The organism is uncultured Brachyspira sp. (genome assembly GCF_944388875.1).
GTDB lineage: Bacteria > Spirochaetota > Brachyspiria > Brachyspirales > Brachyspiraceae > Brachyspira.
In genome coordinates, this window is sequence record NZ_CALXKQ010000001.1 from 475,972 (window position 1) to 488,198 (window position 12,227).

Below are 12,227 nucleotides of genomic sequence, written 5' to 3' on the forward strand. Positions count from 1 at the left end.
CCAATATTTATTAACTAGCTTTTACTATATTTTTATGTATAAAAGACATCATATTAATAAATACCCAAATAATCATTATACTTGCAACTATAAGCTCAAATACAGCAATATAATGCCATATAAGATAATATTCTCCATTTATGCTTTTTGAATAATTAGCATATTTAAGCAAAGCCTGTGCACCAACAGCTAATGGGAAAGTATATGCTGCAAACAGATGTATAAATTTTATTCTAAAAGCTCTTATAAGAGATAAATAAACTTTGAATGTAGTAAATAATCCCAATGCGAGTAAAAAATTAAGAACTGCTGTATTATAGGTTTGAAAAGCAGTTAAATATCCGCAAAGACATAGATTAGCAGGAGCCCCCATAACAGCAAAAGCTGGAAACTTATCATCAGCTAAAGGTTCATGGAAAATAATTCTATAAAATATAAATGGAAATAGTATAATATATAGAATAGTACCAATATAAACTATTATCTGAGATACTTGCGGAAATCCCATGTTAGAACCGCTTACAGCAGCAACAACTATACCTACAGGCGGAACGAACCAACTTGGAAGTATATGATGCAAATCTTTCAAGTTAATCCTATGAGCAATAAATGTAAAAGCAAATATCACATGTATAACTATAGCAATTATCCACATAGCCACACCAAGCGGTCTTACAAACTGTACAACAGAAGATGATATAACCATAACAGCCATATCAAGAGTAGGTATCGTACTTCCAGCTACAGGATGACTTAAATCATTAAGAAAATCTTTGAATGATGAAAATATTTTAGTTATTATTGTCAATATCAAAATAGATGATATGCATGCACCAATATATGCAAAATATTTAACACCTGTATATATAGTCCAAGCATTAAATATACCTCCGATACCAAGTGCCAAGCCTGTAAGAGCCAAAGGCATTTTATTAATTTTCTTTATCATTTTTATTTCACTTTATTTTAAAAAAAGAGGCTTTCATAATTATTAATGAAAACCTCCTTATATATTTTATACTAATTATACGGTTATTTGTATAACTTCCTCTTCTTTTGAAGCACTGTCCATATTATCTTTTTTATCCAAATCACCGCTTTCTTTATTATATACATGAAGTTTATTATAAAGTTTAACACCAGTACCTGCAGGTATTAAATGACCTATAATAACATTCTCTTTTAATCCAAGAAGTTTATCAACTTTACCTTTAATAGCAGCATTAGTTAAAACTTTTGTAGTTTCTTGGAAAGAAGCAGAAGATATAAAGCTTTCTGTATTAAGAGCAGCTTTAGTTAAGCCTAATAATACAGGCTTACCGCTTGCAGGAGAACCGCCAGCTTCTTCATAGCGTTTATTCTCTTCTTCAAACTCATACTTATCAACATACTGCCCTACAATATATTTAGTATCACCTGGGTCTGTAATTTCAAGTCTTCTAAGCATCTGTCTTATTATAAGAGCAAAGTGCTTATCATTAATGCCTACACCCTGCTGATTATATACGGCCTGAATTTCTTCAAGCAAATAAGTTTGTAGAGCCAAATCTCCCTGAGTTTCCAATATATCATGCGGATTTATTTTACCAGCACATAACTGAGTACCAGTTTTTACATAATCTCCGTTTCTTACAAGAAGCATTTTACCATGAGGCACTAAGTGCTTAGTTTCATCAAATTCATTTCTGATTTTAACTACTTTTTTACCCTTATGAGAACCTCCTATCTCAACCTCACCGTCAATACCAGCAATAATAGCAGTATCTTTAGGCTTCTGAGCTTCAAGCAATTCCTGTACTCTTGGAAGACCTCCTGTAATATCCCTGTTCTTTTGCTGTATACGTGTAGTCTTAGCAATAACTTCACCCACTTCAACTTTTTGGTTATTTTCAACCATAAGCTGAGCACCATTAGGTATATCTGTTTCAAATGTATCATTATCACCAGCACCAACTATCAAGATTTTAGGCTGAACACTGGCATCTTTAAACTCTTGTATGATTTTAGTTTTACTTCCAGTCTGTTCATCTATATCTTCAACTAAAGTTCTTCCAGGTATTATATCCTGATATCTAACAATACCTGATTTTTCAGAAATGATAGGTTCGTTATAAGTATCAAAGCTGGCTATAACAGTATTAGCTTCTATAAATACATGTTCATCAACTTTATATTCACTTCCAACTTTAATAGATTTCTCATGTTTAGAACCTGTAATCATTATATATTTATCATCATCTGTTATTTTTAATGTTCCATTATAAGTAGCTTTAATTTCTGTTCCATCTTTGCTATTTGCTATGACATCGCCTATAAGAATTTTAGCATTGTTTTCAGCTAAAATATCCCTTACAGAAGATTTTTCCCATTTCTCTAATACACGTCTTATAATTAAATCGCCTTTTCTTGCTGTAATTTTTACACCATTAGGCTGTACAACATAGTTAGAGAACTGTTCTATATATATAGGGTAATTAACTTTAACTTCATTTTCTTCAACCATCTGAGTAGCAACACCTCCGATGTGGAAAGTTCTCATCGTAAGCTGAGTACCAGGCTGACCAATACTTTGAGCTGCAACTACTCCTACAGCTTCACCGATAGAAGCAAGAGTATTAGTAGATAAACTTCTTCCGTAACATTTCTGACAAACACCCATTCTGCTTTCACAAGTAAGAGGATGTCTTATATTAATTTTTTCTATACCTGCTTTTTCTATAATAGTACCAATTTCTTCTGTTATTTCAGTATTGGCAGGACATATAAGCTCCTTAGTAACAGGATTATAAATATGCTCGCTCGTAAAGAAGCCTACTATACGTTCTTTAAGAGATTTTTTTATCTCATCACCGTCTTTTATAGCTTCTATGCTAATACCTTTTACAGTACCGCAGTCATGTTCAGAAACAACAACACCAATAGCAACATCTACCAATCTTCTAGTTAAATAACCTGCATTAGAAGTTTTTAATGCAGTATCAGCAAGACCTTTTCTAGCACCGTGAGTAGAAATAAAGTATTCCTGTACTGTAAGACCTTCTTTGAAGTTTGATATAATAGGAAGCTCAATAATTTCACCAGAAGGCTTAGCCATAAGACCTCTCATACTGGCAAGCTGTCTTATCTGCTGTTTAGAACCTCTAGCACCTGAATCTGCCATTATATATACTGGATTAAATCCGTCTTGGTCTTGTCTTAAATTATCCATCATAGCTTCAGTTATTTTACCTTCAACTGTAGTCCAAAGGTCTATAACTTTCTGCTTTTTCTCATCTGTAGTTATAACACCATCCTGATATTGTTTTTCAATAAACTCTACCTGTTTAGTAGCCTCTTCTATTTCCTGTTTCTTCATCGGAGGTATAAGTATATCAGCAATAGAAATAGTAGAAGCAAATACTGTGGCACTCTTATATCCAAGTTCTTTAATATCATCAAGCATATTAACTGTTACTGCTGTACCATGCTTTAAATATACTTCATGTATAAATTTAGCCAAATCTTTACTGTTAAATTCTCTATTCTGATATCTGAAATCTTCAGGTATAACTTCATTAAATTTTAATCTTCCAACAGAAGTTTCAACAAATCCCTCTTCTCCAGTATCTTTATTTTTCATTAGAACTTTTATTCTAGCTTCAAGCTCAACCAAATTATTGTCATAGGCAAGCAAGGCATCCTTATAAGAGGAGAACATTTTTCCCTCTCCCTTAATGCCAGTTCTTAATTTAGTTAAATAACTTATACCAAGAACTATATCCTGAGTAGGATTAACAATAGGCTCTCCATTAGCAGGGTTTAATATATTATGAGGTGCAAGCATCAAAGTCCAAGCCTCAATCTGAGATTCCGCAGAAAGAGGAGTATGAACAGCCATCTGGTCGCCGTCAAAGTCAGCATTATAAGCATGACATACCAAAGGATGAAGCTGAATGGCTTTTCCTTCAACAAGTACTGGCTCAAATGCCTGAATACCAAGTCTGTGAAGAGTAGGAGCCCTGTTTAAAAGTATAGGATGTTCCTTAGCAATATCTTCTAATACTCCCCATACTTCTTCTCTGCCCTCTTCTACAATTCTTTTAGCAGTTTTTATATTAGTAGATGGATTAATTTCAACTAATTTTTTCATAATAAAAGGCTTGAATAATTCAACAGCCATTTTTTTAGGAAGTCCGCATTGATGCATTTTAAGTCTAGGACCAGCTACAATAACAGAACGTCCTGAATAGTCAACACGCTTACCTAAAAGGTTCTGTCTGAAACGACCCTGCTTACCTTTAAGCATATCAGAAAGCGATTTTAAAGGTCTGTTTCCAGGTCCTTTAACTACTTTTTTACGTCTGCTATTATCAAATAAAGCATCAACAGCCTCCTGAAGCATTCTTTTTTCATTTCTTATAATGATATCAGGAGCTCTTAAAACTAATAATCTTCTTAAACGTATATTTCTATTAATAACTCTTCTATATAGATCATTCAAATCTGAAGTGGCAAAACGTCCTCCATCAAGCTGAACCATAGGTCTTAAATCAGGAGGAATTACAGGCACTACATCAAGTATCATCCAAGTAGGATCATTGCCGCTTGCCTTAAAGTCTTCAAAGATTTCAAGACGCTTTCTTAAACGTCTGTCGCTCTTCTCACCTTTTTTAATCATCTCTTCTCTAAGCTTTCTAATCTCTTCATCCATATCAAGGTCTTTAAGCATATCACGTATACCTTCAGCACCTATGCCTATCCTAATATTATCGCCATATCTATCTAAACTTTCATTATATTCATCTTCATTTAATAAATCGCCCTTAGAATAAGCACTATCACCAGGATCAATAACAACATATCTTTCAAAATAAAGTACGCTTCTTAAATGTGCTATATTCATATTAAGAAGAAGTCCTATTCTTGAAGGAGTATTTCTATAATACCAAATATGAGCAACAGGAGCAGCCAATTCTATATGCCCCATTCTTTCACGTCTAACTTTGAAGTGAGTAACCTCAACACCGCATTTATCACAAACTACACCTTTATAACGAATGCTTTTAAACTTACCGCAGTAACATTCATATTCTTTAGTAGTTCCAAAAATTTTTTCACAAAAAAGTCCATCTCTTTCAGGTCTTAAAGTTCTGTAGTTAATAGTTTCTGGTTTTTTAACCTCTCCGTAACTCCATTCTCTCATAACCTGAGGACTTGCTATACTAATTTTTATTTGGTCAAAGTTTGAAAATTGCATATTACTTAAACTTCTCCTAATTATTTAAAAATCTTGGTTTGTTTTTTAGTCTTTTGTCTAAGTTCTTTTTCAGTAGAAGCAAGCTGATTGCCCTCTTCATCATGAATAGTAATATTAAGACCCAAACCTCTAAGCTCTTGAACCAATACATTAAAGCTCTCTGGTATACCAGGTGAAGATATAACATCCCCTTTAACAATAGATTCATATATTCTAGCACGTCCTGTCATATCATCAGATTTAACAGTAAGGAACTCCTGAAGCATATTAGCAGCTCCATAAGCCTCCAATGCCCATACTTCCATCTCTCCTAAACGCTGACCTCCGAATTGAGATTTACCTCCCAAAGGCTGCTGAGTAACAAGTGAGTAAGGTCCTGTACTTCTAGCATGTACTTTATCTTCAACTAAGTGATTAAGTTTAAGCATGTACATGTATCCTACAGCAACATCATTTTTGAAAGGCTCTCCTGTTCTTCCGTCATAGAGTCTAACTTTTCCATTAATATTCATACCGCTGCATTCAAAAGCCTCTCTTAAAGCCTCTTCTTTAGGTCCTTCAAATACAGGGCAAGCATATTTAAGTCCCATCTTATAACCAGACCATCCAAGAAGCATCTCAATTACCTGACCTATATTCATACGTGAAGGTACACCAAGCGGATTCAAACATATATCTATAGGAGTACCGTCTTCCAAGTAAGGCATATCTTCAATAGGCATTATTCTAGCAACAACCCCTTTGTTACCGTGACGTCCTGCCATTTTATCGCCTTCCTGTATTATACGTTTTTTAGCTAAAAATACTTTTACTACTTCCTCTACTCCAGGCTTTAATTCATCTCCGTTTTCTCTGCTGTATACTCTTACATCTATAACAGTACCGTCTTTACCATGAGGTACTCTTAAAGAAGTATCTTTTACATCTCTTGCCTTTTCTCCGAATATTGAGTGAAGAAGTCTATATTCTGGAGTTATTTCTGTTTCTCCTTTTGGTGTTACTTTACCAACTAATATATCACCTGCTTTTACTTTAGCACCTATTCTTACAATACCTCTTTCATCCAAATTCTTGAAAGCACTTTCAGATACATTAGGTATATCTCTAGTAATATTTTCTTTATCTAATTTTGTTTCGCGGGCTTCAACCGAAAACTCTTCTATGTGAATGGAAGTGAATACATCTTCCTGAACTAATCTTTTACTTAAAAGTATAGCATCCTCAAAGTTATATCCTTCAAAAATCATGAAAGCAGCTAGAACATTTCTTCCTAATGCCAACTCACCATGATCTGTAGCAGGTCCGTCAGCTAAAAGTCCTCCAGCTTTAACAACATCTCCAACATTTACTACTGGTCTTTGATGATAATTAGTATCTTGGTTAGTTCTTTGATATTTAACTAATTCATAAACATCCAAATCATCATCACTGTTTTGTTTAGTAGGCTTAACAACTATTTCATCATGTACAACTTTTATAACTTTTCCAGCTCTTTTGGCATGAACAGCTATTCCTGTACCAGGCTGACAAATTTTTGCCTCTACTCCAGTACCTACTATAGGAGCTTCTGGGAATAAAAGAGGAACACTTTGACGCTGCATGTTAGAACCCATCAAAGCTCTGTTGGCATCGTCATGCTCTAAGAATGGTATCAATGAGCTTGAAAGCGAAACTATCTGCTGAGGAGAAACGTCCATATACTGAACTTGATCTGGTGAAGAATATGGGAATTCACTTCTGTATCTTGTTGATATAAGATTTTCTTTGAATGAACCATCTTCATTTAGAGGAGCATTAGCATCCGCAATATGATATCTCTCTTCATCATGTGCTGTTAAGTATTCTATTTCATCAGTTACTTTACCATCAACAACTTTTCTATATGGAGTTTCTAAAAATCCATGCTTGTTAATTTTTGCATAAGTAGCAAGTGAAACTATAAGTCCGATATTTGGTCCTTCAGGAGTTTCAATAGGACATATTTTACCATAGTGAGTATGATGTACGTCCCTTACCTCAAAACCAGCTCTATCTCTAGTAAGACCGCCAGGACCTAAAGCATTTAATCTTCTTTTATGAGTGATCTCTGACAATGGATTGTTTTGATCCATGAACTGAGATAATTGACTTGTACCGTAAAACTCTTTTATTACAGCCTGTATAAGTTTAATGCTTACAAGCGACTGAGGAGTTACTGCCTCCATGTCCTGCATCTGCATTCTTTCTTTAGCTATACGCTCCATTCTAGCAAAACCTGCTTTTATTTGCATAGCCAATAATTCACCTACGCTTCTTACACGTCTGTTGCCCAAATGATCTATATCGTCTAATTGTTCTTCATTTATGAAAACTTTTATTAAAAATCTAATAGTTTCTATTATATCTTTATGTCTTAAAACTTTATCCTGCTCGCTTTCAGGGAAGTTTAATCTTTTATTAATCTTATAACGTCCTACATCTCCCAAAGCATATAATTTAGGATCAAATACTAAATCATTACAAGTTCTTATAACGTTTTCTATTAAAGCAGGCTCTCCAGGTCTTATAACATTATAAATTTTTGTGCATGCTTCTTCTTGATTTTTAGTTGTATCTTTATCTAAAGTATTAATTATGGTAACATTACCTTTAATTTTATCCATATTTAATACTGAAACTTCTTTAATTCCGCTCATTAAAAGTCTTTCAGCAAGGTTTGTATTGATAAGTTCTCCTGGGTTTAATATAATTTCATCAGGATTTTCTGTATCAAACACTGTAGAATATGAATGCTTACCTATCAAGGCTTGTTTTTTCTCATCATCTGAAAGTTTTTCTAATGATATATTGTCCACTTCATAAAATAATTTTAAAATTTCTTCATTAGTTGTAATGCCTATAGCTCTCAAAAATACTGTAACAGGAAGTTTTTTCTTTCTGTCTATTCTAACATACATTATGTCTTTTTTAGTATCAAGCTCAAATTCAAGCCAAGTACCTCTATCTGGAATAATTTTAGCTACAAACATGGCATCTCTGTCGCTTCTGTTAAAAACAACACCAGGAGATCTGTGAATCTGAGAAACTACAACACGTTCAGCACCATTAATAATGAATGTACCTCTATCTGTCATAGCTGGTATTTCACCGACAAAAATTTCTTGTTCTATAATTCTTTCAGGGTCTCTTACGGTTAATTGTACTTTTATTTTAAAAGGGTAAGCATAAGTTTTATCTCTTCTTCTAGCTTCTTTCTCTGTAATCTTTGGCTCTCCTATAGAATAGGAAATAAACTCTATCTGCATCTTTTCGTTAGATGCTACTATAGGAAATATAGAAGTTAATACTTCCTGCAAACCTTCATTCTTTCTTTTATTTTCAGGTACATCCTTTTGAAGGAAACTCTCGTATGACTCTTTCTGTATAGCGAGGAGATCAGGAGGTTCTATTACTGAAGCCGAACGTGAAAAGTTTACACGTCCGTTTTCTATCCTATACTTTTTTGCGAACTCTACCCCTCGTTCTGGATATACTTTATTATCTATCTGAATATTATTGGCCATATTAAAAGATCTCCACAATTTAACGCTTTATTTTTGATTTGACTAAATATACTAATAAGAAGGGTACAAGCGTATCATACCCTCCTTATATTAAATCATTAAATGTTAATGATATATTTACAAAAATAATTATTTAACTTCAACTTTACCGCCTACTGCTTCTAATTGCTTTTTGATAGCTGCTGCTTCTTCTTTAGAAACGCCTGATTTAATAGTTTCTCCGCCTTTTTCTACAGCATCTTTAGCTTCTTTTAAACCTAAACCGCTAACTGCTCTAACTTCTTTAATAAGAGCAATTTTTTGAGCTGCATCAAAACCAGTAAGAATAATATCAAATTCATTTTTTTCTTCTTCTGCTGGAGCAGCACCGCCTGCTGCTGGAGCTGCTGCTACTGCTGCAACTGGCATAGCTGCTGTTACATTAAATTTTTCTTTAATAGCCTCTACTAATTCATGAAGCTCTATAACTTTCATATCTTCTATTGCTTGTAATATTTCTTCTTTACTTAAAGCCATTGTTTATCTCCTTAAAAATGTTTTGTTTATTATTTTCTTTAAATCATAACAGCAATATTATGCTGATTTTTTCTTTTCCTCTTCAACACTGTCAAGCACATAAGCAAGTTCTGATATAACACTTTGCAAACTGTTTGCCAAACTTGATATAGGAGACTCGAGTGCTGTAACAAGATGAGAAAGTAAAACTTCTCTTGGCGGTATATTTGCTACCACTTGTACATCAGCTGGGTTTAGTAAATCTTCACCCATATATCCGCCTTTGATTTTGATTTTGTCATTTTTCTTTGCAGCTTCGCTTATTACTTTGGCTGCAGACGGAACATCTTCCTTAGCAAATACTACTGCTGTAGGATTAATGAACATCTCATCTTTTACTTCTCTGCCTAACTCTTTTAAAGCAATATCAACTAAAGAGTTTTTACATATTTTCATTGAAGAAGAAGTTTTTGCTAATTCACGTCTTAATTCTGTAAGCTGTGCTACTGTTGCTCCTCTGTAATCAAAGAATACTAAACCAGCACATCCGCCCATACTTTCTTTAAGAAATGATACTGTTTCAATGTTTTTCTTATTAGGCATACTACCACCTCTATTATATTAAACCATTTTGCTAATACTATTCATATAATGGGATCACAAAATATGACTTCGCTTATCAAAACAGGTTTATTGCTAATTACATTTTTATCTTTTTATGATCTATTTTTATACCTACACCCATTGTAGATGTAACACCTATAGCTTTGATATATTCGCCTTTCAAATCTGTAGGTTTTTTTCTTAAGATTTCATCATAGAATGTTTTGAAATTTTCATTTAATTTACTTACATCCATAGAAGCCTTACCAATACCCATTCTTACTATACCATGTTTATCAGCTCTGTATTCCATTCTTCCTGCTTTAAAACTTTTTACAGCCTGAGCTATATCAAGAGTAACTGTTCCAGTCTTTGGGTTAGGCATAAGTCCTTTTCTACCAAGTATCTGACCTAATTTACCTACTTCTTTCATCAAATCCGGAGTAGATATAGCAACATCAAAGTCAGTATATCCGCCTTTAATTTTATCAATTAAATCTTCAAAACCAACTTCTATAGCACCAGCAGCTTTTGCTTCTTCAGCTTTCTCACCTTGTGCAAATACTACTACTCTTTTTTCTTTACCAAAAGCATTTGGGAATGATAAAGTATCTCTTATTGAGTGTTTTTGTAAGATATTAAGGTTTATTGTAACCTCAATAGTTTCATCGAATTTACAGGTAGCATTTTTTTTAGCTAAATCAATAGCTTCTTCTACTGAATAGAGTTTAAATTTCTCTACTCCCTTACGTATAGCGTCGTAACGTTTGCCACCTATTTTCTTTTCTTTTGTAGCCATAATTATTGTCCTCTTTTCAAACGTGTACTTCCATTTACTCTAATTAATAAATGGTATGCCTTTTTAATTTATTATTCTACTTTAATACCCATAGCACGAGCTGTACCCGCAACTATTTTTTTTGCTGCCTCTATATCATTTGCTGACATATAAGCCATTTTCTCTTGAGCTATCTCTTCAAGCTGCTTTTGATTGATTGTAGCAACTTTAGTTTTATTAGGCTCTCCAGAACCTTTTTCTATACCCAATTTTTTCTTGATTAATGCAGAAGTAGATGTACCTTTAGTAACAAATGTATATGTTTTATCTTCATATACTGTTATATAGGTATTCAATATTTGCCCCTTCATTTTAGATGTTTTGGCATTAAAATCTTTAACGAAAGCGGCTATTTGTATCTGCTTCTGACCTAATGCAGGTCCAAGTGGCGGTGCAGGAGTTGCTTCTCCGCCTGGTATGCGAACCTTTACAATACCAACTACTCTTTTAGCCATATTTACTACCTCTTATATTTATTTTTATAATTTTTTTACTTTATTAAAATCTAATTCTGTAGGTGTACTTCTTCCAAATATTTCTATTTTTACTGTTACTTTACCTTTATCCGAATTGATATTTTCTATAACACCATTTAAACCATTGAAAGGTCCGTCTATTACCTGAACCTTTTCTCCTATATCGAATTCCATTCCTATAATTTCATTTATTTCTGTTTTATCTTTTGAATCTCTATTTTGGAATATACGGGCAACATCCGCTTCGCTTAAAGGAGTAGGTATTATATTGCCCTCCTCTTTCGTAGTAGCATGACTTCCTATAAAACCAGCTACACCTGGTGTTCTTCTAACCATAGACTGAGTAGCATCATTCATTATCATTTTTACCAAAACATATCCAGGATAAAAAAACTCTTCCTTAGAAACTTTTTTACCATTTTTTGTAGAAGTAACTGTTTCAGAAGGTATATATATATCTACAATAAGATCCGTCATTCCATTCTCTTTAGTTCTCTTTTCTATACGCTCACGAACCTTATTTTCGTAACCATGCTGAGTATGTACTATATACCATTTATAATCTTTTATATCAGAAATTTCTTCAGACATATTTTTCACCTACTATATCTATTTTTTCTTAAATAACGTATAGCAAAATATATTACCAATAAAACAACTACAGCTAATACTAAAATCAATGTTATTTTAGATGACATTAAACTTGATAAAACTCTGCCGTCCAATAAAGCCCTAGTCAAAAACGTAACAACATAATCAGCCGCACCCAAAAATGCCGATGCTAATACAAGCAATACTATAACAACAACAGTCTGATTTATTACATCTTGACGTGTAGGCCATACACTTCTTTCAAATAATTCTTTTTTTATCTCAGTAATAGAGTTTAGAAAGTTATTTTTCTTCTTATTATCTGCCATAAAGCTACCTTAAAATATATTAATTCATATTAAGAAAAACAATCAGGTCAGACAGGAGTCGAACCTGCAACACCCGGTTTTGGAGACCGGTGCTCTACCAATTGAACTACTGACCCA

Annotated in this window: 9 protein-coding genes and 1 tRNA gene; all 10 read right to left on the reverse strand. The window is 33.4% G+C overall.

Features of this window, described 5'->3' with window-relative positions; all coding sequences use genetic code 11:
* Positions 1-10: 10 nt before the first annotated feature.
* Complete coding sequence (locus Q0J69_RS02205; RefSeq protein ID WP_297203886.1) at positions 11-949, reverse strand: TDT family transporter; 939 nt, start codon at positions 947-949, stop codon at positions 11-13.
* A 75-nt stretch (positions 950-1,024) separates the two neighbouring features.
* Positions 1,025-5,236 (reverse strand): DNA-directed RNA polymerase subunit beta', encoded by a 4,212-nt coding sequence (gene rpoC, locus Q0J69_RS02210; RefSeq protein ID WP_297203888.1) that lies wholly within the window; start codon positions 5,234-5,236, stop codon positions 1,025-1,027.
* Between the two features lie 20 nt (positions 5,237-5,256).
* Positions 5,257-8,778: a DNA-directed RNA polymerase subunit beta gene (gene rpoB / locus Q0J69_RS02215; RefSeq protein WP_297203891.1), complete on the reverse strand. Its 3,522-nt coding sequence runs from the start codon at positions 8,776-8,778 to the stop codon at positions 5,257-5,259.
* Between the two features lie 129 nt (positions 8,779-8,907).
* Positions 8,908-9,294 (reverse strand): 50S ribosomal protein L7/L12, encoded by a 387-nt coding sequence (rplL, locus tag Q0J69_RS02220; RefSeq protein WP_297203893.1) that lies wholly within the window; start codon positions 9,292-9,294, stop codon positions 8,908-8,910.
* Positions 9,295-9,351: 57 nt separating this feature from the next.
* Positions 9,352-9,876 carry a 50S ribosomal protein L10 gene (rplJ, locus tag Q0J69_RS02225; RefSeq protein WP_297203895.1) on the reverse strand — a complete coding sequence of 175 codons (525 nt, stop codon included), beginning with the start codon at positions 9,874-9,876 and terminating at the stop codon, positions 9,352-9,354.
* Between the two features lie 97 nt (positions 9,877-9,973).
* A complete protein-coding gene (gene rplA / locus Q0J69_RS02230; RefSeq protein ID WP_297203897.1) occupies positions 9,974-10,675 on the reverse strand; it encodes a 50S ribosomal protein L1 in 702 nt (233 codons plus the stop codon).
* Positions 10,676-10,746: 71 nt separating this feature from the next.
* Positions 10,747-11,169: a 50S ribosomal protein L11 gene (rplK, locus tag Q0J69_RS02235; RefSeq protein WP_297203899.1), complete on the reverse strand. Its 423-nt coding sequence runs from the start codon at positions 11,167-11,169 to the stop codon at positions 10,747-10,749.
* A 24-nt stretch (positions 11,170-11,193) separates the two neighbouring features.
* Entirely contained in the window at positions 11,194-11,781 is a 588-nt protein-coding gene (nusG, locus tag Q0J69_RS02240) for a transcription termination/antitermination protein NusG (RefSeq protein WP_297203900.1), read from the reverse strand.
* Between the two features lie 5 nt (positions 11,782-11,786).
* A complete protein-coding gene (secE, locus tag Q0J69_RS02245; RefSeq protein ID WP_297203902.1) occupies positions 11,787-12,110 on the reverse strand; it encodes a preprotein translocase subunit SecE in 324 nt (107 codons plus the stop codon).
* A gap of 43 nt (positions 12,111-12,153) precedes the next feature.
* Positions 12,154-12,226 (reverse strand) — tRNA-Trp (locus tag Q0J69_RS02250).
* Between the last annotated feature and the right edge of the window lies 1 nt (position 12,227).